22 protein-coding genes are annotated in these 24,827 nt (G+C 55.5%); 21 read left to right on the top strand and 1 reads right to left on the bottom strand.

Translation table 11 applies throughout. The features are described 5' to 3' along the window. Window positions 1–180: 180 nt before the first annotated feature. The 21 genes from NNL35_RS27140 to NNL35_RS27040 all read left to right on the top strand — a co-directional run bounded on the left by NNL35_RS27140 (window position 181) and on the right by NNL35_RS27040 (window position 23,228). Window positions 181–2,043, top strand: a complete 1,863-nt coding sequence (locus NNL35_RS27140) for a bifunctional metallophosphatase/5'-nucleotidase (protein ID WP_006676574.1) — start codon at window positions 181–183, stop codon at window positions 2,041–2,043. A 247-nt stretch (window positions 2,044–2,290) separates the two neighbouring features. Then, window positions 2,291–3,295 carry a DNA-binding transcriptional repressor DeoR gene (locus NNL35_RS27135; protein WP_006676575.1) on the top strand — a complete coding sequence of 335 codons (1,005 nt, stop codon included), beginning with the start codon at window positions 2,291–2,293 and terminating at the stop codon, window positions 3,293–3,295. Between the two features lie 38 nt (window positions 3,296–3,333). Further along, window positions 3,334–4,044 carry a purine-nucleoside phosphorylase gene (gene deoD, locus NNL35_RS27130; RefSeq protein WP_006676576.1) on the top strand — a complete coding sequence of 237 codons (711 nt, stop codon included), beginning with the start codon at window positions 3,334–3,336 and terminating at the stop codon, window positions 4,042–4,044. A 754-nt stretch (window positions 4,045–4,798) separates the two neighbouring features. Beyond that, a complete protein-coding gene (locus tag NNL35_RS27125) occupies window positions 4,799–5,659 on the top strand; it encodes a MurR/RpiR family transcriptional regulator (RefSeq protein ID WP_133380142.1) in 861 nt (286 codons plus the stop codon). 188 nt (window positions 5,660–5,847) lie between these two features. Beyond that, window positions 5,848–6,762 carry an N-acetylmuramic acid 6-phosphate etherase gene (murQ, locus tag NNL35_RS27120; RefSeq protein ID WP_006676578.1) on the top strand — a complete coding sequence of 305 codons (915 nt, stop codon included), beginning with the start codon at window positions 5,848–5,850 and terminating at the stop codon, window positions 6,760–6,762. Between the two features lie 31 nt (window positions 6,763–6,793). Then, entirely contained in the window at window positions 6,794–8,224 is a 1,431-nt protein-coding gene (locus NNL35_RS27115; RefSeq protein ID WP_133379642.1) for an ABC transporter substrate-binding protein, read from the top strand. Between the two features lie 89 nt (window positions 8,225–8,313). Beyond that, window positions 8,314–9,216: a carbohydrate ABC transporter permease gene (locus tag NNL35_RS27110; protein ID WP_006676579.1), complete on the top strand. Its 903-nt coding sequence runs from the start codon at window positions 8,314–8,316 to the stop codon at window positions 9,214–9,216. A gap of 21 nt (window positions 9,217–9,237) precedes the next feature. Next, window positions 9,238–10,098 carry a carbohydrate ABC transporter permease gene (locus tag NNL35_RS27105; protein WP_254553919.1) on the top strand — a complete coding sequence of 287 codons (861 nt, stop codon included), beginning with the start codon at window positions 9,238–9,240 and terminating at the stop codon, window positions 10,096–10,098. 18 nt (window positions 10,099–10,116) lie between these two features. Beyond that, window positions 10,117–11,085, top strand: coding sequence for a GNAT family N-acetyltransferase (locus NNL35_RS27100; RefSeq protein WP_040731036.1), 969 nt, complete (start codon window positions 10,117–10,119; stop codon window positions 11,083–11,085). Further along, entirely contained in the window at window positions 11,085–11,789 is a 705-nt protein-coding gene (locus NNL35_RS27095) for a PIG-L deacetylase family protein (RefSeq protein ID WP_006676582.1), read from the top strand. The genes NNL35_RS27100 and NNL35_RS27095 overlap by 1 nt, the downstream gene beginning before the upstream one ends. A gap of 29 nt (window positions 11,790–11,818) precedes the next feature. After that, the gene (locus NNL35_RS27090) at window positions 11,819–12,961 is read left to right on the top strand and encodes an exo-beta-N-acetylmuramidase NamZ family protein (protein ID WP_006676583.1); all 1,143 of its coding nucleotides are present in this window, start codon (window positions 11,819–11,821) and stop codon (window positions 12,959–12,961) included. Between the two features lie 81 nt (window positions 12,962–13,042). Then, window positions 13,043–13,960: an N-acetylglucosamine kinase gene (locus NNL35_RS27085; protein WP_006676584.1), complete on the top strand. Its 918-nt coding sequence runs from the start codon at window positions 13,043–13,045 to the stop codon at window positions 13,958–13,960. Between the two features lie 493 nt (window positions 13,961–14,453). Continuing rightward, on the top strand, window positions 14,454–16,154 hold the full coding sequence (locus NNL35_RS27080) for a GspE/PulE family protein (protein ID WP_006676585.1): 1,701 nt from the start codon (window positions 14,454–14,456) through the stop codon (window positions 16,152–16,154). Beyond that, the gene (locus NNL35_RS27075; RefSeq protein ID WP_006676586.1) at window positions 16,151–17,239 is read left to right on the top strand and encodes a type IV pilus twitching motility protein PilT; all 1,089 of its coding nucleotides are present in this window, start codon (window positions 16,151–16,153) and stop codon (window positions 17,237–17,239) included. The genes NNL35_RS27080 and NNL35_RS27075 overlap by 4 nt, the downstream gene beginning before the upstream one ends. A gap of 35 nt (window positions 17,240–17,274) precedes the next feature. Then, window positions 17,275–18,486 carry a type II secretion system F family protein gene (locus NNL35_RS27070; protein ID WP_006676587.1) on the top strand — a complete coding sequence of 404 codons (1,212 nt, stop codon included), beginning with the start codon at window positions 17,275–17,277 and terminating at the stop codon, window positions 18,484–18,486. Window positions 18,487–18,578: 92 nt separating this feature from the next. After that, a complete protein-coding gene (locus NNL35_RS27065) occupies window positions 18,579–18,986 on the top strand; it encodes a prepilin-type N-terminal cleavage/methylation domain-containing protein (protein WP_040731013.1) in 408 nt (135 codons plus the stop codon). Between the two features lie 584 nt (window positions 18,987–19,570). After that, window positions 19,571–19,789: a hypothetical protein gene (locus NNL35_RS27060; RefSeq protein ID WP_254553918.1), complete on the top strand. Its 219-nt coding sequence runs from the start codon at window positions 19,571–19,573 to the stop codon at window positions 19,787–19,789. Between the two features lie 140 nt (window positions 19,790–19,929). After that, window positions 19,930–20,697, top strand: a complete 768-nt coding sequence (locus NNL35_RS27055; RefSeq protein WP_006679043.1) for a prepilin peptidase — start codon at window positions 19,930–19,932, stop codon at window positions 20,695–20,697. An 11-nt stretch (window positions 20,698–20,708) separates the two neighbouring features. Then, the gene (pilM, locus tag NNL35_RS27050; protein WP_006679042.1) at window positions 20,709–21,869 is read left to right on the top strand and encodes a type IV pilus biogenesis protein PilM; all 1,161 of its coding nucleotides are present in this window, start codon (window positions 20,709–20,711) and stop codon (window positions 21,867–21,869) included. Then, the gene (locus NNL35_RS27045; protein WP_006679041.1) at window positions 21,866–22,468 is read left to right on the top strand and encodes a hypothetical protein; all 603 of its coding nucleotides are present in this window, start codon (window positions 21,866–21,868) and stop codon (window positions 22,466–22,468) included. The genes pilM and NNL35_RS27045 overlap by 4 nt, the downstream gene beginning before the upstream one ends. 1 nt (window position 22,469) lies before the next feature. Further along, window positions 22,470–23,228 (top strand): hypothetical protein, encoded by a 759-nt coding sequence (locus tag NNL35_RS27040; protein WP_006679040.1) that lies wholly within the window; start codon window positions 22,470–22,472, stop codon window positions 23,226–23,228. Between the two features lie 54 nt (window positions 23,229–23,282). On the opposite strand, the gene NNL35_RS27035 is transcribed toward NNL35_RS27040, so the two are convergent. Beyond that, the gene (locus NNL35_RS27035) at window positions 23,283–24,692 is read right to left on the bottom strand and encodes a hypothetical protein (protein WP_254553917.1); all 1,410 of its coding nucleotides are present in this window, start codon (window positions 24,690–24,692) and stop codon (window positions 23,283–23,285) included. Window positions 24,693–24,827 lie beyond the last annotated feature (135 nt).

Here is a 24,827-nt window from a genome sequence, read left to right as displayed (position 1 = left end):
ATCTATGAAAATCCTATGTTTTCTCTACTATCTCGGCATGAAACTTTATCTTGACCGCCGAAAAATAAACTATGTATACTATGAGTTGACAAAAAGTATTTCGTATATTTACATTTGTTCACTTTTGGTCGTCATTCTATCAACAAGATGAAAGGGAGAGTGAATTTTTTGAGATTCCAAATGAAAGCGGCTTCATTTCTCGTGACCGGCGCATTGGGGATGCTGTTCTCGGCATCGGCCTTTGCCGCTCCGCTCCATCCGGTGGAGCACAATGAATGGATGCAGCAGAAGCATATTATTGCAGGCTATGAGCAAGGGGATCTGCGACTCGAGCGCCCTGTGTCGTTGGGGGAAGCCGTCGCGCTGATTGCGAGAGGCACCGGGGCGGCGATTCCGGAGCAGAAGGGCTATTGGGCGCAGAGCTATCTTGACTGGGCTGCCGGACAGGGCGCGATTACGGAGAAGGAGAGCGCCGATGACAGACAGGCGCCTTCCGCCGAACGCCTGGCCGAGATTGCGCAGAAGCTGGGCGTTGCGCTGGAGCTGCCTGCGGGCACCTCAGTCACCCGCGAGCAATTTACGGAAGCATTGGGAGCCGCGCTGACGGAGCATATTACGATTGCCCATACGAATGATGTGCACGGCCACATTCAGGAAGATCAAAAGGGCAAGGAGTTCGGCTACGCCAAAATCGCTACGCTCATCAAGGAATGGGAGAAGGAGAACAAGAATTTCCTCTTGATGGATGCGGGAGATACGTTCCAGGGCACGATCTATACGAACCAGTTCAAGGGAGAATCGATCCTTCCGATTCTCAATTCGCTCGGCTACACGGCGATGGCTGCCGGGAACCACGAATTTGATTTCGGCTACGAGCAGCTGCTGAAGCTTCGCGATCAGCTGAAGTATCCGATGATTAGCGCCAACGTCTTCAAGGCGGACGGCACCAACTTGCTCGTGCCGACGTTCCAGACCGAGGTAGGGGGCGAGACGTTCGCCTTCATCGGCTTCGTCGCGGAAGAGACGCCGATCGTGACGCATCCGAACAACGTGAAGGGGCTGACGTTCAAGGATCCGGTTGATATCGCCAGGGAGCTGGTACCGGAGATGAAGAAGGAAGCCGATCATGTCATTATCGTCTCGCATATCGGCGTGGACAAAGACCGGGAGATCGCGAAGAACGTCTCGGGCATCGACCTCATCATCGGCGGCCATTCCCATACGCCGCTTCATACGCCGGAAGTCGTGAACGGCACCTATATCGTACAGGACTGGGAGTACGGCAAATCATTGGGCCGTGTCGATCTGTTCTATTATAACAAGGAGCTTGTCGGCTTCAGCGGAGGGCTGGTCGAGTATGACGAGAGCGTGAAGGCGGATCCGGAGATCGAGAAGCTGGTGCAAGAGGTCGTGGCCAAGGTCGAGGAATCGATGAAGGCCGTCGTCGGCAAGACGGAGGTCGATTTGGACGGCGAACGGACGCAGGTCCGGGCGAAGGAGACCAATCTGGGTAACTTCATTGCCGATGCGCTTATCGCCAAGACGAAGACGATTAAGGGCTATGAAGCCGATGTGGCGCTGGTCAACGGCGGGGGCATCCGTGCCAGCAAGCAGGCGGGAGACATGACGAAGAAGGATCTCTACTCCATTCTGCCGTTCCCGAATACGCTGACCATCGTGGAGGCGACCGGAGCCGATCTGAAGGCTGCGTTGGAAGTGTCGGTCAGAGGAGCGGAGAATACCGACGATCTGCCGGGCTCCTTCCTTCAGGTAGGCGGCATGTCCTTCGTCTATGACGTGAAGAAGCCGGCTGGCGAACGGGTCACCGAGGTGAAGGTCGGCGGGCTGCCGCTCGACCCGGAGAAGACGTACAAGGTGGCGACGAATGACTTCATTACCTCCGGCGGAGACGGATACTCGATGCTGAAGAAGGATCAGGTGCTGGATACCGGCTATACCTTCTATGACATCGTAGAAGAATACTTGGAGAACAACAAGGTCATTCATCCAAAAGTAGAGAACCGCATTGTAAGAGTCAACTAATCCGGGGCGGGGTGCAGGTTATCCATTTCATATATGGCCTGCCGCGTGATAAATAAATAGGCTGAGCGTAATGCGACGAGCGCTCCCCAGCGATTGTGCAGGGGGGCGCTTGTTCTCGTTCTGCATGTCCGGGAGATGTCATCCGCCATCCGGGAATGCCAAATGATAAGAGGCGGCGACAATGCTATAATAGAGAATTATAGACCGTTTTTCCTATATTCGACATTGGATAGATGGGTGGCTTGGGATGGATCAAGAGAAAATCAAAAAAATGATTGATGCTGCGAAAATGTATTATTTCATGGATTGCAGCCAGCAGGATATCGCGGACAAGCTCGGCGTGTCCCGGCCTACGGTCTCCCGATTTCTGCAGCAGGCGCGGGAGGACGGATTGGTGCAGATTCGTATTCTGGATCCGTCCGAGGATACGCACCGGCTTGCCTACCAGTTGAAGGACAAATACCGCTTGAAAAAGGCGATTGTCGTTCCGGTGCCTCACTATGAGGAGGAACTGATCGGAGAGTATTTGGCCGAGGATGCCTCGCGCTATCTGGATGAGCTGGTCACCGATGGAGATACGATTGCATTGGCTTGGGGAGAGACGATTTATCAGGTAGCGAAAAAGTTGAACCATAAGCATGTAAGCCATGTCAATGTCGTGCAGTGGCAAGGCGGCGTAAGCCAGTCAGGAGCGAATACCTATAGCTGCGAGATTATGCAGCTATTTGGCAGCGCTTATCATACGTCTCCTTATTTCCTGCCCCTTCCCGTCATCGTGGATCACCCGTTGGTGAAGCAGGCGATAGAGTCCGAGCGCCATATGCGCGCCGTTCTGGACATGGGGGAACAGGCGAATATCGCCCTGTACAGCGTAGGCGTTCCTGTGCCGAATTCTCCGGTTTTACCGGTGCAATACTTTACCGAAGAAGAGGCGAAAGAATTGGCAAGCGCGGCTTGCGGAGAGATTGGCGCCCGGTTCTACGATGCCGATGGCCGGATCTGTCTGCCTGAACTGGATGCGCGGACGATCGGGATCCCGCTCGATTCGCTCGCCCGGAAGGAGCATTCCATCCTTGTGGCCGGCGGACCGGGCAAGGTGGAGGCGATATTCGGCGCGCTGCAGGGAGGTTATGCGAACGTGCTCATTACCGATCAGTTCACGGCCAAATCTCTTGCCGACAAGGAGCAGGAGCAGCTTCATCGGGAGGGGACTTCCTCTTCCTTCCCTCTCTCTAGCATTCCTCTGTACTGAGCAGGCGGTTACTTCATAATGGGGAGGATATGACAGATATGAGCGTACACATTGGCGCTCCGCAAGGTGAGATCGCCGAGGCGATTCTGCTGCCCGGCGATCCGATACGGGCCCGGTTTATTGCGGATACTTTTTTGGAAGAGGCGCATTGCTATAACGCGGTGCGCGGCATGCTCGGCTTTACGGGGAAGTACAAAGGGAAGCGGGTCTCCGTTCAAGGTACGGGAATGGGGGTGCCCTCCATCTCGATCTACGCGCATGAGCTGATTCACGAATACGGCGTCAAGCATATGATTCGCGTCGGCACCTGCGGAGCGATTCAGCAAAACGTGGGGCTGCGGGACATCGTGATCGCGATGAGCGCTTCCACGAGCTCGGCAGTGAACCAGCGCCGCTTCCGGGGCATTGACTTCGCGCCGACCGCCGATTTCCGCTTTCTGAAGCAGGCGTATGATCTGTCCTGTGAAAAGAAGCTGCCCGTCAAGGTCGGCAATGTGATGACGACCGATACGTTCTACATGGAGGACCGCGAAGAAATTCAGCTGTGGGCCGACTATCAAATTCTGGCGCTGGAAATGGAGACGGCGGCGCTCTATACGCTCGCTGCCCGGCATGAGGTGAACGCGCTGTCGATCTTGACCGTGTCGAACCACGTGCTGACGGGCGAGATGACGACCGCCGAGGAGCGGGAGAGCACCTTCACCGAGATGATTGAGCTCGCCCTGGATCTGGCGGCGGCGCAGGAGTAAGGACACAGAATTATGAAATGATGAAGTGGAATGATGAATTATCGTTAAAACGACAGAGATGTCGTTTTTTTCTTTTGTGAGATAGAGGGGGGGCTGGCTGGTGCTGAATGAATAGGGGGTGCGCGCCTCTTATGAGCATTCTCCCCAAGGCTCAGAAGCTATTATTTTCATCTGGTCTATTCCGATTTTTTCAGATTTTTATTCTAGGATTAGATGATGAAATAAGAGGGATGCGCGGATATTCTGATTGAATGGGAGAGTGCTGACTAGGAATGTACAGGGTCATTCTGACCGGATGGGAGAGTGCTGACAAGGAACGTGCAGGGTCATTCTGCCCGGATGGGAGAGTGCTGACAAGGAATGTACAGGGTCATTCTGACCGGATGGGAGAGTGCTGACAAGGAGCGTGCAGGGTCATTCTGACCGGATGGGAGAGTGCTGAGAGGGGGCGTGCAGGGTCATTCTGCCCGGATGGAGAGTGCTGATAAGGAGCGTGCAGGGCGGTTCTGACCGGATGGGATAGTGCTGACAAGGAACGTGCAGGGTGATTCTGACCGGATGGGAGAGTGCTGCTAAGGAGCGAACAGGACAATTCTGACTGGATGGGAGAATGCCAATAAGAGCAGCCAAAGATAGATCGGCCTCGTGGAATGTGCGCCATCGTATTGCAAATAGCAGGGGCAAGGTATAAAATAAAATTTATTATTGGAGCAAAACTTTAAAATAAAATTTCAAAGATGAGTAGGGAAAAGTGATGTCAATCCACGACAATATTTTAATTAAGATTCGTGACATGAAGGACAGCCTGACGCCGGTAGAAAGGACAGTCGCAGAGTATGTGCTGAACAATTTGGAGGAGATTCCGCATCTCTCCATCAAGAGTCTGGCTCAGTTGACGAAGACGAGTGACGCATCCGTTCTCCGTTTTTGCAAGACGATGGGCTATACCGGATACCGCAGCTTTATTGTCAGTATTTCCGCTTCGCTTGGTTCGATGGAGGATGAGCAAAAAGATCAGTATACGGATATTCAGCCTGGAGATGATCTGAATACGATTATCTCGAATATTTCTCGCAATAATAGCAAGTCTATCGAGGATACGCTTTGTGTGATTGATAGAAAAGAAGTCGAGCGCGCGGTGAAGGTGCTGCGGGAAAGCCGGCGGATCGTGTTTTTTGGCATCGGCGCTTCCGGTCTGGTCGGGATCGATGCGGAGCAGAAATTTTCGCGCATTAATAAGATTTGCCATGCATACACCGACGGCCATAGCCAGCTTACCGCGGCGACGCTACTGGAGAAAAACGACGTGGCGATCTTTATCTCGAATTCCGGCAATACGGCCGATATTCTCGATGCGCTGGACATCGCCAAAAAGAACGGCGCCTGCATCATCGCGATTACGAAGTATACGAAAAGCCCGTTGGCGGAAAACGCCCATATCGTGCTGAGCATTTCCACGCCCGAGATCACGATCCGCAGCGGCGCCATGGGATCGCGGATTGCCATGCTGACGGTGATCGATATTTTGTTCGCCGGCGTGGCCAGCGCGGAATACAAGCATGTGAAGAAATATTTGACGAAGACGCACAATATACTGGCAAGCAAGCATCGCTAATGCTGGGAGCGGCTTGACGGTCAGACATCGGCTCGCGTCCGATGTCTTTTTTTGTTGAAATGGAGAAAATAAAACAACAACAATTTATTTTATAATAAAATTTTATTTCAAAAACTGTTGACCGTAATGGTCTTTGCGGCTAAGATTGCAGTATAAGCAAGTTACACAAACAGGATAGGAGGATGGCTATGGATGAGTATCTAGCGGGTCTAACGACGGAAGCAATCAATCCTGAGACAGCGGCCATTGATGAATGCACGACCGAGCAAATGCTCCGCCTCATGAACGAGCAGGATGCGAGCGTTCCGCAAGCGGTTGCGGCTGAAATTCCGCAAATTGTGAAAGCGGTTAATTCACTTCATCAAGTGCTCAAACATGGTGGAAGGATGTTTTACGTCGGTGCTGGATCTTCAGGAAGAATGGGCGTCCTCGACGCTTCGGAATGTCCGCCCACGTTCGGAACCGACCCTGAGCTGGTGCAAGGACATATTGCCGGGGGAGACACTGCGCTGCGATGGGCCGTAGAAGGCTATGAAGACAATGCGGAGGAGGGGGTTGCATTAATCGAGAGTTGCGGCGTGACAGACAAGGATGCGGTTGTCGGGATTACGGCGAGCGGAAGCGCTCGATTTGTCATCGCAGCCTTGAAGAAGGCGCGGGAGATCGGGGCGACGACCATCGGCGTCGTCAATAACAAGCAATCCTTGCTGGAGAGCGTCTGCGATATCTGCATTTCACCTGTTGTAGGACCGGAAGTCATTATGGGATCGACCCGATTGAAAGCGGGTACAGCACAGAAGCTGGTTCTGAACATGCTTACTACTTGTACGATGGTAAAGCTGGGCAAGACGTATAACAACTTAATGGTCGATTTGAAGGCGAGCAATATCAAGCTGCGAGATCGGTCCGTACGGATAATACAGGCAGCTACAGGCGTTGATGCGGGTACCGCTGCCACGTATTTAGAAAGCGCTTCCATGAACTGCAAGCTGGCCATCATGATGATTAAGACCGGTCTGGATGCGGCCGCGGCAGAGCAAGCGCTGGAACAATGCGAGGGCAGCTTGAAGAAAGCGATCGGCATGTTTACAAAAGTGGTGTAATTCATTCGATAACCTGAGGGGGCTTATATCAATGAGGAAATTGCGTGTATTGGCATCCATTTTGGCATTAACCTTGGCTTTGTCCTCTTTAACGGCATGCGGAAGCTCGAATAATGATGCGAAATCGCCAGATGCGGGCGCTAACGGAGGGAACAGTGCAAAAGATACGATAACCGCATTGCTCCCGCCAGTGTCTGGCAATTTCCAAGATAATTTCAAGCAAATGGAGAAGGAATTCAATGAATTGTATCCGGACCTGACGTTGAAGATCGAGCCGGCAAGCTGGGAAGACATGACGCAGAAGCTGGATACGCAAGTGAACGCGGGCAGCCCGCCGGATATTGCGTTCATCGGTTCGGCCGGAATTCCGAAATATATTCAGCAAGGCATGCTGATGGATATTAGCGATATTGCCACGCCAGAAATGATTGCGGATTACGATGAAATTCCATTGGAATATATGAAGAGCGGTGACGGATTATACGGCTTCCCGGCGTATATGGAGGTCCACGCGCTTGGGGGCAACCGAGAGTTCCTGGAGCAAGCGGGCATCGATTGGAAGAAGGTGCAGAAGGAAGGCTGGACGTTCGAGCAATTCCGTGAAGATGTCAAAAAAGGCGTCGTGAAGGATGGCGACAAAACGTCCCGTTACGGCTTCGTATTTGCGACGGCGGGCGTAGCGTCCAAGGACTACTTGGCTATTCTGCTCAAAAATGCGGGCATGCCGGCCGCGTTCGACAAAGATCTGAAATATGCGTATACGAGCAAAAACTTCCTGGAAGTGCTGAAAGCGATTCGCGTGCTCATTGATGACGGTTCCATGCCGAAGGAGCTCAGCTCGGTCGATGCAGGGAAACGCTGGAATATGTTCCTGACAGGTCAAACGATGATTACAGGCAAAGGCCTGGCCACTTTCGAAAATAACGCGAACCAAAATAACGAAAAGATCGAGAAAAAAGACGGCAGTGAAGTCAAAGGAAGCATCCCGGTCGATTATATCGTATTGCCGGTTCCTACCTTCTTGGGCGAGAAGCAGCAGGCAAGCGTCGCGGTTGACGGTTATGTAACCTTCCGCGGCAAGCAGGAGCCGACGCCTGAGCATAAGGCCAATGTCGTCAAAGCAGCTTACTTCTTGGCCAGCGGCAAGGTTGCGGCCACGACGAACAATGATCTCTTCGCCGCCCATATTACCGAGTCCGGCAGAAAAGCGGCGGAAAGCATGCCAATTGAAAGAAACGAGTTCAATAAAGAGGCTGTAGAAACATTGCTCAAGCAAGCAACGCCGGCACGTCCGGATATTCCGACGGATCTGGGCGCCAAGGCGATTAAGCTCGAGGACGAAGTGATTATTCCGAAGCTTCAAGCCTTGATCGCCAACGAGATTTCGCCAGAGCAAATGTATGATGCGGTGAAATCGGCAGCCGTCGCCGCATTCGGCGAAGACGGAGTTGTCAAAGACTAGACAGAGCAGACTTTCGGATAGCCGCATGGAACTGTATGCGGCTATCCGGAAATCATTGCATCACTGCGTATTGAAAGGGGTTTCACATTATGGCCCAATTAACGAAGCCGTTGAAGAGACGGAAAATTAGAGGAGATTCAGGCTGGGGATATGCGTTTATCGCCGTTGCCCTGGTTGTATTCGCCGTATTTACGGCCTATCCGGTTGTCAGCGCCTTTATTATCAGCTTCCAGGATTATAAGCCGCTAGGCTCTACGTTTATCGGTTTTGACAATTATATTAATTCCTTCAAGGATCCGCTGTTTTGGAAATCGATCGTCAATACGGCCGTCTATACGGTGTTGACGGTTCCCGTGGCCTTGATTATCTCCTTTGTCGTGGCCATTCTTATTTTGCCGCTGAATAAGAAGCTGCAGACGACGTTCAAGGCGGTATATTATTTGCCGGCCGTCGCGTCCGGGGTGGCGATGTCTGTCGTATGGCTGTGGATCTTCGATCCGATGGAAGCGGGAATTTTGAACCAGCTGCTTGGCCTGTTCGGCATCAGCAATTTGAACTGGCTCGGCTCAAGCTCGACGTCGATGTTCTCTCTCGTCCTGATGTCCTGGCTGGCAAGCCATGGCACGGCCATTATTATTTACTTGGCGGCCCTGCTCGGCATTGATGACAGTTATTATGAGGCAGCGGAATTGGATGGGGCATCCTTTTTGAAGAAGCTATGGTATATCGTAATTCCTTTTTTGAAGCCAACAACGTTGTTTTTGCTCGTAACCGGTGTTATCGGTTCCTTTCAAGTGTTCCAGAACGCTTATCTGATGACGGGCGGCGGCCCGGACAATTCAACGACAATGGTTGGGTTGCTTATTTTCAACAACGCATTTAAGTACTTTGAATTCGGGAAGGCTGCAGCCCAATCTTTGGTGCTGGCCGCCATTATTGCGATCATTTCGTTCATTCAATTTAAATTTATGGGCAAAGACGTGGAATATTAAGGGGAAGGGGAGAAGCCGATAATGTCACTCTATCATTCACATAATGGAAATGTGGCAGTCAAATATATTAGAAATGCTGTCATCATTACCGTACTTTTGCTTTTTGCTTTGGCCACGATCTTCCCTATCTATTTTATGATTATTTCTTCCTTCGGGGATCCTGTGGAAGCCGGTGCGATGAGCTACTCGCTCTTTCCGACCAAGTTCACTCTGGAATCATACAAGTTCTTTTTCGAATATAGCGAGCATTCCTTTCGCTGGCTGTTAAATTCCTTGTTTGTGGCAAGTGTCGTGACGGTGTCGAACGTGTTTTTTGCGAGCATGGCCGGATACGCCTTCTCCAAAATCAAATTCAAGGGCAGAACGGCGCTGTTCACCCTGCTGTTAATAGCGATGATGATTCCGTATCAGGTATCGCAAGTGCCATTGTACATTTTGATCGTCAACATTTTCCAAATCCAGAATACGTACAGTGCCTTAATCATGCCTGGTCTCGTTACCGTATATAATATTTTCCTTGCGAAGCAGTTCATGAGCAGCATTCCGACCGAGGTGCTGGAATGCGCGAAGATTGAAGGCTGCAATCAGCTTCAGGTCTATTTCAAGATCATACTGCCGCTGTCGAAAACGGTGTTGGCCGTCATGGCGATTCTCACCTTCATGGATAGCTGGAACACCTTCTTCTGGCCGTTCCTCGTCACGAATACGATGGATATGCAGACGATTCAGGTAGGCCTTAAAAACTTCCGCTTCGCCAACACGACATACTTTGCGCCGATGATGGCGGGCGCTACGATCTCTGCGCTGCCGATGTTCATTCTCTTCTTCAGCTTGCAGAAGTATTTCCTGAAGGGGGTCACGGTAGGCGCGGTCAAAGGTTAATGGGAGGTGCTGCTCATGATGCTCGCAACCTGGGATCGGAAGTATAGCGGCGATGTGATTGCGCTATGGAATGAAGAAGCCGTGAGAGACGGGTACAAGGAGCTGACGGAGGCAAGCTTTGAAGCTATCTTTTTATCGAATGCGTATTTCGACCCGGAAAATACGTTTGTGCTGCTGGAGGCGGGCCGGGTAATCGGCTTCGCGTGCGGCTGCACCGGACAGGATCTGCCACTCGGGGAGGTCGCCGGCTATATTACCTGCATCGTGCTGTCCCATGATCACAGCAGCGATGAGAACTATAAGGTGATGCTGGAGGCGGTGGAGGAACGCTTTCAAGCATTGGGAAAAAAGCAGGCGGACGTCCTGTTCTTCAATCCGATGATGCTGCCCTGGTACATCCCGGATACGCCGAAGCATGAGCATAATAATGCGCCGGGCGTCCCGGTCGGCAGCGCGTATCATCAATTTTTGCTGCGGCAAGGCTATATCGAGCGCGCAATCGAATGCGCCATGTATATGCCGCTGGCCGGGTTCGCCATCCCCGAAGAGATCAGGGCCAAAGAGGCGCGGGCCGCCTTCGAAGGCTATGCGGTCGAACTGTTCGACCCGGATAAGCATAGCGGCGTGGAGGAGATGCTGCGGGGATTGAACAATCCGCTCTGGGAGCGGGAGATTGCCCAGGCGGCTGCGGACGGAGTGCCGTTCGTAATTGCCGCGTATGAAGGGAAGGCCGCCGGCTTCGCCGGTCCGGTCATTCGCCAGGAGAACGGACGCGGCTACTTCGCGGGCATCGGCGTTCATCCCGGGCATGAGGGGCATGGCTTGGGAACGGTGTTGTTCTTCAAGCTGTGCGAGGCGTTCCGAAGTATCGGAACCGAGTATATGTCGCTCTATACCGGAAGCACGAATCCGGCGATTCGCATTTATGAGAAGGCTGGCTTTCGCACGGTCAAATCTTTCGCTGTCATGAGAAAGGAGCTTGTCTAATGAGCGAGCAAAAGATAACGATTCTGGCCATTGGCGGTCATGTGGGGGATATGGAGCTGACCGCGGGCGGCGTATTGGCAAGCCATTCGCTGAAGGGGGATCGGATCGTCACCCTGGCGTTGACCGCAGGGGAGCGCGGGGTCCCGGCAGGCAGAGATATGGCGGAGTACCGCGAGCAGAAGGTGAATGAGGCGAAGGCGTTCGCCGAGATGCTGGGCGGCGAGGCTATCGTGTTCGATACGCCGGACGGCGAGCTGCAGGACAATGAAGAGAATCGCCTCAAGGTGTGCGATGTCATCCGCCAGGTGCGCCCGAATATTATCATTACGCATTTCAAGAACAGCATGCACAAGGATCATATGACGACGCACCGCATTGTCAATGACGCGCGCTTCTTCGCCGGCTTGCCGTCGTTCCAGCGGGAGCTGCCCGCCTTCTTCGCTTCCAAGCTCTATTATGCGGAGAACTGGGAGGACGCGGTGGACTACAAGCCTTACGTCTACGTTGACTTTTCGCAAGAGGCTTATGATTTGTGGGTGAAGGCGGTGTCGCTGCATTGGTTCGTGACGGGCAGCACCTCGTTCCCTTATCTGGAGTACTATAAGCATCTCGCCCGGGTGCGCGGCATTGAGGCAAGGAAGGAATACGCAGAAACGTTCATGATTCCGGAAGAAAGCATGCGCCTGCGCCAGTCCGAATTGTAGGGGCGGATGCGCATGAAGAGGAGGCTGCTATGATCCGCAACGGGATTGATTGTATCGAGGAGTATGCGCATCTGTTCCAAGGAAAGCGTATCGGGTTGATTACGGCGCCGACCGGCTTAACGAAGGACTTCGTCTCGACGATTCAAGTTCTGCACGAGAAATTCAACCTGGTCGCGCTGTTCTCGCCGGAGCACGGCGTGCGCGGCGATCAGGCGGCGGGGGCCCAGGTGGAGACGTATGTGGACCCGTATACGCAGGTGCCGGTGTACAGCTTGTACCGCAAAGACTCCAAGCGCTTGAGCCGGGAGATGCTGGATGAAGTCGATATGGTCGTGTACGATATTCAGGATGTCGGGGTTCGGTATTATACGTTCATTTACACGATGCTGTACGCCCTGGAGGATTGCGCGAAGGCAGGCAAGGCGTTCGTCGTGCTGGATCGGATCAATCCGCTCGACGGCGTCACGGTGGAAGGGAATCTATTGAAGCCGGGCTATCACTCCTTCGTCGGGAATTATCCGCTCTGCGTCCGCTACGGCCTGACGGCAGGCGAGGTGGCGGCGATGGCGAACGAGCAGATGAAGTGGAACGGCCGGCTGCATGTCGTGCGCTGCGAAGGCTGGGATCGGACGATGCAGTTCCCTGATGCCGGGCTTCCGTGGGTTATGCCGTCCCTGGGGCTTCCGCGGTTCGATTCGGCATTGCTGTATGCAGGCACTTGCCTGTTCGAAGGGACCAACATTTCGGAAGGCCGCGGCACGACGGCTCCGTTCGAGATCATCGGCGCGCCGTTCATTGAAGCGGAGAAGCTGGCTGAGGAGATGAACCGGATGAAGCTGCCGGGAGTCGTCTTCCGTCCGGTCTATTTCAAGCCTTCGTTCTCGAAGTTCCGGGATGAGCAATGCGGCGGGGTGCAGCTGCATGTGCTCGATCGCCGCGCGCTGCAGCCGTTGGAAGCGGGGTTTCAACTGCTGTATGCGATCAAGCGCAATTATGAGCAGTTTTCCTTTTTGCCCCCGGTGAAGGAGAATTCGCGGCCGTTCATTGATCTGTTAGGCGGGGACAGCATCTACCGCGCGGAGCCGGTGGACGTTCCGGCGATGCTGGAACGGTTCCGGGAAGAAAGCCGGGAATTTGCCGGCATGAAGCGGCACTATCATTTGTACCCATAGGGCGGAACAGCTGCTTTCCGGAATGCGCACCGTTCGTGCGCCTGCGCGGATCCTAAGGCAGAAGAAGGATGTGAGCTTACGTTGAACTATGTGGCAGGGGTGGACGGCGGCGGCACGAAGACGGCCGTCACCGTTGCGGATGTGAAAGGGACGGTAGTGCACACGTTCACGTCCGGGGCAATCAACTACAACGGACAGGACGAGGCGAGCGTGCGAAGCAGTCTGCGGGATATTTTCGCGACGATTGCCGAGGTATGCGGAGGGCTGGAGCACTGCGTGCAGGTATGTATCGGCGCGGCGGGAGTCAGCAATCCGACGGTCATCCCCCGCCTGGAAGCGAACGTTCGTGAATGCGGGTATGAAGGCGGCTTGACCATTACGGGCGATCAAGCAACGGCGCTGTGGGGTGCGCACGGCAAGGCCGTCGGCGTCATTCTCATCGCGGGCACGGGATCGATCTGCTATGGCCAAAATGAAGCGGGCCAGTCGCATCGCGCGGGCGGTTACGGTCATCTGATCGATGATGAAGGCAGCGGCTACAGCATTGGCCGCGAGCTGCTGTCGGCGGTCGTGCGCGCACATGACGGCCGCCTCCCCGCAACGCCCATCACAGGGATGGTATATCAGCACCTGCAGATGGAATCGATTCAACAGCTTATCCGCTTCGTGTATGATCGGCACACGAACAAAAAGGATATCGCGGCTCTGGCCCCGATTTTGTCGCAGGCCTGCGCGCTTGGGGACAAGAGCGCTCTCTCCATTGCGGACAAATGCGCCCGCTCCCTCTGCGAGCTCGTCGTTCCGGTCGTGGAGAAGCTGGGTCTGCAAGCGGGAACGGTGGCGATGGCCGGCAGCGTGCTGCTGAAAAACAGCGAGGTCCGGAACGGGTTTACCGCTTTGTTGGCAGAGCGGTACCCCGGGATGCAATGCATGGCCGCCGGGAAGGATGCGGCCTATGGCGCGGTACTGTTGGCATTAGGGAAGCTGGTTGCGGGATGAAGCGGAAGCAATGTTCGGAACTGGAACACACCAACAATAAGAGTGCGGATACGTAAAGCCGTTCGCGCTCTTTTTTGCGTTCTCGGGAAGCGGCTGATCACGCGAGCTTGTAGAGAGGGAGCGTCTCTGGGAGGGGAAGGCCGGAACCGTTCACTTGTGTCGGAAAAATGAATAATCGAGCCTAAATTTACAAAATTGTGAACATTTTCGACTTTGTTAACGGTAACGTTCGGAATTTTGGAGAATAAACGGTATGGGATATATTGACAGTGATGATAGCCTGTGGTTACATATCCTTAGAAATAGTTTAAACGCTAAAATTTAAAATATCTAAAATCGATGAAACCCAAGCAGGGAGCGGCTTGGCATCGAATCTTGCGTTCTTTTTTAAAGAGCGGGATTTTTAAAAAATGTTGTTTCCATCGCGGTTTTCATGCACTTGTACATACCTACGGGACGGGATTGCCGTCGCGATTCGAGATGGGGTGAACTCATGAAGCAGCGCAAGCGAATCGGAGAATTGATGGTCGAGGTCGGTCTCATCACCCCGGCGCAATTGCAGCATGCGTTGGCGGTTCAGGCGAAGCATAAAGGGCGGCTTGGCGATGTCCTGCTGTCCGAAGGCCTCATTACGGAAGAGCAATTGATCGAGGTGCTGGATTACCAGCTGGGGATCCCGCATGTTCAACTGTACCGGCATCATATCGAGCAGGAGATCATCGATCTAATCTCGCAGCGGCTTGCCGAGCAGTACCGGGTGCTTCCCCTGCGCATCGAGGATTCAAAGCTCATCGTAGCGATGGAAGATCCGTTGGATTACTATGCGCTCGAAGAATTGCGGCTTGCCACGGGCTATCGGATTGAGCCGGTGATTGCCACCCGCGAAGAGCTTGGCCGCATGATACGCCGCTATTACGGCATGCAGGAATCCGTGGACGAAATGCTGCAGCATCTCCAGCAGTATGAGGAAGAGACGCTGTCGGCGCAGCTGGAAGATGAACAATCTCCCGTCGTCAGGACCGTCAATCAGTTGATAACGCAGGCGGTGACGGTGCGGGCGAGCGATATTCATCTCGATCCCCAGGGCGAGGAGCTGGCGATTCGCTACCGGGTAGACGGGGTGCTGCGCACGGAACGAACGCTCCCGAAGCATATGCAGAATGTGATTGTGGCACGAATCAAAATTTTGGCCAATCTGAATCTGACTGAGCGCCGTCTGCCCCAGGACGGCCGCTTCGAATGGCTGCATGCTCATGAGCAATGGGATGTCCGGGTCTCCACACTGCCGACGATTCATGGCGAAAAGGTCGTCATGCGGCTGCTGAATCAGCATCATGGGATCAGCGGGCTGGATCAGCTTGGATTTACTCCGCATAATCTGGCCCAATTCCAGCGGGCGATCCAATCGACTTACGGGATCATCCTGTTGACCGGACCGACCGGAAGCGGCAAGTCTACGACCCTATATGCCGCGCTTTCCCAGCTCTATCATCAGGGTATCAATATCATGACGATTGAAGATCCGGTGGAATACCAGCTGCCGGGCATCAATCAGGTCCAGGTGAACGCGGCGATCGGCATGACCTTTGCCCGCGGGCTGCGAGCGATGCTGCGTCAGGACCCGAATATTATTATGGTCGGGGAAATACGCGATCTGGAGACGGCAGAGATTGCCGTTCGGGCAGCGATGACCGGCCACCTCGTGCTGAGCACCCTGCATACGAACAGCGCGGTCAATACGATGACGCGCCTGATGGATATGGGGGTGGAGCCGTATCTCGTCTCCTCTTCCTTGCTCTGTGTCGCCGGTCAGCGCCTGGTTCGGAGGGTGTGTACGCAATGCGCACAGCCTTGCGAGCCGACCCTGGAGGAGCGCATGTGGCTGGAGCGCTACCGGCTGCCGCTGGACGGATTGCGCCGCGGGACGGGGTGTGAAGCCTGCGGGCGGACCGGCTACCGGGGAAGGCTGGCCATCCACGAGGTGCTGAAGATGGATGACGAGCTGCGGCTGCTGACGATGAACAAGCGCCCGGATAGCGAATACCGGGCGGCGGCTGCCGCTCAGAACTTCGCTTCGCTGTTCGAAGACGGACTGCGCAAGGCGGCGGAAGGCTTGACGACGATCAGCGAGGTGATCCGCGTCGCGACTCCGGAAGAGGAGGAACTGCAGGAAAGGAGTGCGCTTGTCCAATGAGTGCGGTAGAGGATTGGTCGAGATGGGTAGCTCTGGCCGTGAGTATGGAGGCGTCGGACGTACATCTGTCGTCCGGGATGCCGCCGATGATGCGGGTGCTCGGCGAATTGCAGCCTATGATGAGCCGCGAGCTTACGGCTTCGGAGATTATGGAGCTGTGCGAGGACCTGTTGTCGCTGCCGCAATGGGAGCAGTTCGTCGCCCGCGGGGATGTGGACGCGGCCGTACAGCATAGCGAGTCTGTGCGCGTGCGCCTTCATGTGTACCGGATGCGGGGCGCTCCCTGTCTGGCGGCCAGAATTATCATTGGCAAGCCGGCCTCCATTGCTTCGCTGGGGCTGCCTGAGGTGACGCGGCAGCTTATTCATCAGAAGCAAGGGCTGATTCTGGTCGTCGGGCCGACGGGAAGCGGGAAGTCCACGACGCTGGGCGCGTTCGTGGATGAGCTGAACCGGACGAAGCCGATTCATATCGTGACGCTGGAGGACCCGGTGGAGAAGCTGCATCCCTCTGAGAAGGCATTGGTGCATCAGCGGGAGATCGGAATCGATACGCCGACCTTCTTCGACGGCTTGCGCGCCGCGCTGCGGCAAGACCCCGATGTGATCGTCATCGGCGAGATGAGGGACAATGACACGATCTCGACGGCGCTCACCGCCGCGGAGACAGGACATCTCGTGCTCGGAACCTTGCATACCTCCAATGCGGCGCTATCGATCGACCGGCTGATTGACAGCTTCCCGGGCGAGATGCAGCAGCATATACGCACGCAACTGGCGTCGGTTCTGGTCGGCGTCGTGGCGCAGCGTCTCGTGCGAAGGCGCTTCGAGAAGGGAATGGTCGGCATATTTGAAGTACTGGTCAATATTCCTTCTGTGGCGCATTCGATCCGCGCGGGCCGAACGTATCAATTGCCGGGAATTATGCTGACCAGCCGGGCGGAAGGGATGGTTACCTTCGCTCAGGCATTTGCCGATGCGGCCATGAACGGGCTTATTGATTATGATCAAGTTCAGGCGCATTCCGATATCGTGGTAGAGGGGCCGTCCCTCTCTAACGGCGCTTCCCATCGCAGGTTGAATTAAAGCGATTAAATTAATGGGGAAAAGAGGTTGTTGCGTTGGCGACCTTTCAATTCAAGGCGGTGGATGAATACGGCGCCCGCCGGCGCGGTGTCGTGAAGGCGGCAACGAAGAAGCAGGCGGCCGAGCAATTGCAGGCGAGGAATTGGTGGGTTACGAAGCTGGAGGATCGCAGGAGCCATTGGCTGCATCGCGATATTGCGTTTGGCGGTCCGCGCGTGAAGGTCGGGGAGATGACCGTATTTTGCCGCCAGCTCGCCACGATGGCGCGTGCCGGCATTCCGCTCGCGGAATCGATTCGCGTACTGGAAGGACAGACCGACAATAAGTCATTCAGCGCGGTGCTGCACCAGGTGCTCGATGATCTCGAATCCGGCACATCCTTATCTCAGGCTGCGGAGCGGACACCCGGCGTATTCAGCCAGATGTTCGTCAATATGGTGAAGGCCGGGGAAGCCTCGGGGAAGCTGGACGAGATGCTGGAGCGGCTGGCGGTCTTTTATGAAAAGGAGCATCAGACGCGGGAAAAAGTGAAGTCCGCGATGATCTACCCGATCATTATGCTGGTCATGACGGTCGTTGTCGTCACCGTCTTGATGATCTTCGTGATTCCGAAGCTGGTGCTGAGCTTCACTTCGATGGACATTGAACTGCCGCTGCCGACCCGCGTCGTCATGGCTGTAAGCGGCTTCATGGTCCAGTACAGCTATCTCGTCATTCCGGGGCTTGTCCTGCTTCCGTTCGGGTGCATGCTGTTGCTGAAGCTGCCGCGCCTGCAATATCCAAGGGACAAGGCGAAGCTGCGCTTCCCGATCCTGGGGAAGCTGCAGCAGAAGCAGGCGCTGGCGCGCTTCACCCGCACGTTCGCTTCCCTCTTCAGCGCGGCCATTCCGATCGTCGATACGCTGACGATCGCCGCGCGTATCACCGGCAACGAGGTGTACGGGCGCATCATCCGTGCCGCGCGGGAAGACGTCAAGAGCGGCCGGGCGCTGTCGGATACATTCGAGGAGCATGCCTGGTTCCCGCCGATGCTGGTGCAGATGATGGGAGTCGGCGAACGGACCGGGAATCTGGACGAGATGATGGAAAAGGTGGCCGACTTCTACGAGCGGGATGTGGAGACGATGTCGGATCGTCTGAAGTCGATGCTGGAGCCGCTTATGATTGTGGTTTTGGCGGTCATCGTCGGCTTCATCGTCTTGGCCGTCATGCTCCCGTCCTTCAAGCTGATGGACAATTTGCGCTGATTCGGTCATCCGGACCGGAGCTCCGCCCTAGGTAATGGTTTTACGGAAGTAAAACATAAATCATTGTATTCATGAAAGGGGAAACGAAAATCATGAGTATGGCATGGGCACAGGAACGGCTGAAGGCTGCACGGAACGAGAAGGGGATGACGCTCATCGAGCTGCTGGCGGTTATCGTCATCCTGGGGATTATCATTGCGATCGCGGCGGTGGTTATTGTAGGGCAGTTTGATAAGGCGAAGGAGACTTCGGATGCGGCATCGGCGAGAATAATAACCGATGCGGTACAGAGATACTTATTGGATAATCCTACTATAGAGATTAGTACAGAAGCGAAGCCTATTGATATGGATACACTTATCAAGAAAGGATATATAAAGGATATTCCTAAAAACTCAAAAGGAGATAAGCTTGGTGCAGTTACTGTCAAATATGCTTCAACAAATGACAAGCAATTTATTATTGAATTTGGGGATTGGTATACACCACCCAAAGATTAACCCCTGACGCACTAAATCACTCTATACACCCAAAAGGTAACTCGCAAGAGTTAGCTCAGACTGTCGACAAAGTCCCGTCACTAGTTATTTTCTTAGGATGGGCGGGGTCGGGGAAGGGCGAACAGGTTAGGTTAGGGCAAGTTGGTCCGCGCATGAAGCAAGCGGTTCACCGCATGAAAATGCTGCACAGGCGCAGCATTTTTAACCTCGAGAGGCTGAATTTTGAGGAAATCCTGCAAAATTACATTATTTCGCCATTTTGAATGCTATTTATGCCTTGCCGTAGGGTAATTGCTGTATTTTTGCAGCAATCCTATTTTCGCATCCTCGTCTCACTGAAATTGCTGCATTCTTGCAGTATTGGCGGAGCAGATGACTAGGGTGGCGGGAGTACTGCAGCTATAGTGGAGTAGATGACCGGAGCTGCGGATGTTCTGGGCGGGAACGATGGAAGAAAGAGAGGTATTTGCGAACCTATCGGACCTTGAAGGGCGTTTCGGAGCGGCTGCGCGCCCGAGCGGATCATTACCATCCGCTCGCTGCGGCTGAATGATGAATTATTTTTCGTTCTGCCGCAGCAATCCGTGTTTGCTGGACTTCTCCCGCCTCATTTCTATCCGCATGACCATATCGAGGAGGGTGCTTCACGCCGAACCGCGCGCTCCGCTGCGGCTCCGTTGCATCCGTACCGCCAAATATTGGAGGAGTTCATGGGGACTCTTCCGAGTCCGGATGATTTGCGGGACATGCTTGCGCAGGTGATGAGGCTGCTGGCCGAGCAAGGGCTGCTGACAAGGAATTGATTCTCACGGAATGGAATTCCACCGCCTATCATGGAATTGAGGAATGACACCGTGTATAAGGCGGCCTATCTCGCTAAAACCATTGTTGACAGTTTTAAGGTAACTCGCAAGAGTTACCTTTTCTTTAGAGGGGGATGAGAATGGAAATGGAGCTGTGGGTAGGCAGCTTCGCGCTGTTCGGGCTCTGCATCGGCAGCTTCCTCAATGTGGTCGCTTACCGGGTGCCGCGGGGAGAGTCGGTCGTTGCTCCGCCTTCGCGCTGTCCGGACTGCGGGGAGCGGGTGCGGCCGTACGATCTGATTCCGGTCGTCAGCTATGTTCTGCTGTGCGGGCGCTGCCGCTTCTGTGGCAATCCGATCCGCGCACGCTATCCGGCGGTGGAGCTGCTGACGGGCACCGCCTTCGCCATCGCTGCCTGGCGCATGCCGTGGAGCGTCGAAGCTTTGGCAGGCGCGCTGCTGAGCACGGTCTTGATTGCCGTGGTCATTACCGATATCGATTGGCGCATTATACCGAACCGCATTATCGCCTGGGGAGTTGGGCTGGGCCTGCTGCTGCGCTGTCTCAGTCATCCGCTGCCCTGGTGGAATTATGCGCTGGCGGCGCTCGCCTGCTCGGGACTGTTGTTCCTTCTTGCGATCGCCAGCAAGGGCGGAGTGGGCGGAGGGGATATTAAGCTCTATCTGTTCATCGGTCTGGTGCTCGGTCTGGCGCCGGCCCTATTGTCGCTGTTCGCGGCCAGTCTGTTCGGGCTGCTGTATGGCTGCATGATGCTCTGCTTCAAGCCGGGCTTCCGCAAGGACCGCTCCCTGCCGTTCGCGCCGTTCATCGCCGTGGGCGCCTGGTGGGCTTATTGGTACGGGCAAGAAGCTCTGGACGCCATGCTTCAATATCTCGTGACAGTCTAGGAGGGGGACGCATGAAGCTGCGCAGGAACCATTCGAGAAAAGTAGGGCTGGAGATTAACGATACGTGGCTGCAGGCAGCCGAGATTAGCGAGCAGCCGGAAGGAATTGAAGTGATCCAGGCGGAGCGGGCTCCGCTTGCGCCGGGCATCGTGGAGGAAGGGCGGGTCGTGCAGCCCGGGCTGCTGACCGCCGCCGTCTCCGAGCTATGGCGGCAGGCCGGGTTCCAATCCCGGGAGGTGTATTTCGGGATTCCGAGCTCGATCGTGCTGATCCGTCATTATCAGCTGCCGTCTGCCGAGCGGGCCGAGCTCCGCAAAATGCTGGACATGGAGCTTCAATTGCGGACCCGGCTGCCTTTTTCCGATCCGATATATGACTTCGTGATTTATGCGGTGAAGCCGAGCGGAGCAGCGGATGAAGAGGAAGCGGGGAACACGCTTCCCCTCCGCCATGACGCCCAGGAGGAAGCGGCGGCCGGGAGCGTAATGGAGCGGGAGGACCAGGGGCTATGGAGCCGGATCGGCCGCAGGGTGCGCGGGGCGCTGCATCGTGAACCGGCACAAGGTCAATCGGGGGCGCGGAGCAACGTCCTGCTGGCGGCGGTGCCGGGGGCGGAGATGATCCGGTACCGCGATGCGCTGGAGGCGGCCTCCTTGCAGCCGCGCGTTTTCGACATCAAACCGCTGGCTGTCGATCGGCTTCTGCCGCGCATCTCGCTGGCCGAGGAGGCTTGTACATACGTCACCGCCAGCATTCATGCGCGACATACGGATATTTTCCTGTTCCACCGGGGACAGCTTCGCTTGACCCGGAGCCTGTCTATCAGGTCAGGCTCGATCTCGCGCAAGCAGAGAGAGGCTTCTCCAAGCGGCGGCGCATGGCCGGGGGAAAAGGACTGGGAAGCGGTATGCGAAGAATTGGCGTTGGAGCTGGAACGGCTGGTTGATTTCTACCGCTACTCATCGCCGCAGGACAGCGAGCCGATTCAGTTCGTCTTTCTCTGCGGGGATATCGACGGACTTGGGCAGATCTGTCCCGTCCTGGGGCGGATGCTCCAAATGCCGGCGTTTGTCCTGGAAGCGGCGGACGGACTGACGACTTCGCTGGAAGCGCCGTTACATCCGTTCGCCGTTCCCATTAGTCTGGCCTGCGGGGGAGGGGGAAGAGCGTGAACTTGATTCCTCATACGGCGGGTGTCCGGCCGGGGCGTATCAATCTGCTGCCGGTTCGCCCTCGTCTGGAACGGCGCTTCCCGCTGTACTTGGGAGTGAGCGGCGGTATCTTGCTGATTCTCGCGGCGATCCTGGTGTTCGCGACATGGCAATACCGCGCGGAGACCGAACGGATCGAGACGGAGATGAGCCGGCTGAGAAGCGAGATTACCGCAGCGAGATTGCAGAAGGAACCGACCGCCGCCACGCTCATCTATCAGCAGCTGGAAGGACAGTCTTGGCAGCTGCGGGAGGAACGAAGGGATTGGGAAGGCATGTGGCGGCGGTGGACGGAAGGGCTGCCGGAGACGATGCGATGGAAGCGAGCGTCTGCTGAAGCCGAGAACTCGGTGGATATGATTCATATGTCCTTCGTCACGAGCAATGCGGATGACGCGGCCGCATTCGAGGCGCGCTTGCAGGCAATGGACGGCGTGAAGGAGGTGCGGTTCCAGCAGTGGTCCGGCGATACGGAGCCGCTCCCGGCCGGGGAGCCGCTGCTGGAAGTGGATTACATCATCACCCTGGAACCGCGGGTCATGAAGGAGGCGGCGAAGTGAGATGGCGGATATGACAGGGAAGGGAACGGCATCTCCTTTGCGGAAGAAAAAAATGGCCTTGTGGCTGGTGTGGATCGCCGGGTGCCTCGGGCTGCTGGCCTTTTTCCTGCTGGCGTGGCTTCCTGCCCGGGAAGCGCGCGCGCAGCTCACGGCGTTCGAGGATGTGGAGATGCTGGAGAGGCGGCTTGCCGCCATTCGCAGCCAGCCTGACCCGATGCAAGTTACCGTGCAGGATTGGGCGAAGTGGCATCGCCTCGTTCCCCCCGTTCATGACGAGAGCGGTTGGTTGCAGCAGCTCCGGATTGGATCCCGTGACCATGGGATTAACGTCAAAAAGCTTCGCTTCGTCGAGCGGCGGCTGCTGCCTGCGGCCGGGGAGCAACTCGAAGCGGGCGGCGAGGCTGCGGCGGTAAATATGCCGTCTGACAGCGATCAAAGGGTTGCAGGGGCAGACGAATCCGCTCCATTGGGAGAGGGGACAAGTGAAGGTCTGGAAGATACGCCCCGGCAAGAACAGGCGGCGCCGGAACTGGAAGCGTGGATCTATGAGCTGGATGGGGTCGGAGAATACAACAACTGGCTGTCTTGGCTGTCAAGCCTGCAGCGCCAGGAGCGGCTCCATCGGCTGGAAAATTGGGCGATACAGCATTCATACCGTACCGATGAGTCCAGCCATGACGGCGGCAGCAGCGTATTCAACATGCAGGTGATCATTCACGTGTACGCCGCTCCTGGATCAGAGGCATGGGCATCGGGCTGAGCGAGACCATAAAAACAACAGGGAGCCGGAGGCATCACGCCTCCGGCTATATTATTACCGCTCGCGGCGCGGCTCCCAGTCGGGAATGCCGACGCAGATTCCTCCGTCAAGAATAATGCCGGAGGACTGCTCCCCGTCCAGGCTCGGCCGGAGCCGATTATTGCTTCCTTCGAGCCGCATATGGCCCCCGACGGCCAGCAAGCCGCCGAATTCCAGCGAGGTATTATGATTTCCTTTCAGATCGTGCTTGATCAGGATATCCCCGCTTACGGTGAACGCATTGTTGCCCTGCAGATGCAAGCTGCCTACGATAAGGTCGCGCGTCAGCTTCTCATTCGTAAAGATCTTGTTGTTCACCGTCAAGTCTCCCCGCACGACGATGCGATCTCCGCCGACGGTCGCATTGCCGGCCGTCGTCAATGTCTCGGCGTAGAGCAACTCGGCCGCCAACACCTCGGCATTGTCGTTGACATCGAGCCTGTTCTTGACGATGATCCGCTTCGCCTGAATGATGGTGCGGAGTCCGCTGCCGTCTTTCCAGTCACTGGCCGCCAGCGAACCGTCGATAATGAGATCGCCGTGTATGTTGAGATGCCCTCCATTATGAAGCGTCAGCGAGGAGACATGCAGGTTCCCGTAAATCTCGGTGTTGACATAGGAATCGAAGGAAAGACTTGTTCCGACGAGGTTCACGATCCGATCTCGGGTTCCGATCGTAATACGGCCGCGAGGCGGCGTCCGATCCGCTACCGAGCCGATATCGATCGTCTGCTCGGGACCGACTGCCTTCGCATCGGCTTTAGACAGGTCGTTCCTGCATTCTTCGCATCCATCATCAGCGGCGGGCTTCGTTCTGGCGGCGGCTTCGCTTCTTTGCTCATCAAGATAGATGCCGATCGGCCCTTGCAAATTGTCGTGCTTGCTGATCGTAATGTCCGAGCTGCCCGACCCGTTAGGCAGAACGAGCGGCGGTTCTCGATCCCCGTCATGTTGATCCCAGAATCTCCCCTCCAGCAAAACCCGATCCAGCATGCAATCCCGCTCATCCGGATCGGGAGAAACTTGCGTCTCGCCGAAGCGCGGCTTTTTCAGGAAGGAATAGATCATATCTTTCTTACCCTTTTGCAGCGAAGCCGCACTCTGGATGTAGAAGCGATCCGGATCCACGGTAATTCCGTCATCGGATGATGGCTGAACAGGCTGGAAATGGACGGAGGTCGTCCAGCCGCTGCCGGTCTGCACGGTCTTGTCTCCCATGCCTGCATAGGCGTCGCGGTATTGAGCCGGCGAGACAGAGGCCCCGTTCATACTGCGCCGGTATTTATTCAAGTAGGCAATATATCCTTCCATATTGCCAATCGTCAGCTCCTGCGCGATGCGCTGCTCCGAGATCAAGTGCTGCTGTGCGACGCTGGCGCCGACGGTCTGCAGCAGGAGAGGAATGGCGAGGAATAACAAAATCATGCAGACGAAGACAATCATCATGGCGCTTCCTTGTTCCTGGCGGAGAATGCGTAAGCAAGAATGCAACCGGTTCACGATATCAGGCCCTTTCTTATTTATAATGCACCGCCTAACTTGGAGGGAAAGCGGAGCCGC

This window comes from Paenibacillus dendritiformis, from assembly GCF_945605565.1.
Classification (GTDB): domain Bacteria; phylum Bacillota; class Bacilli; order Paenibacillales; family Paenibacillaceae; genus Paenibacillus_B; species Paenibacillus_B dendritiformis_A.
Note: the sequence above shows the minus strand (reverse complement) of the source record. Positions and strands in the feature narration are given on the sequence as shown.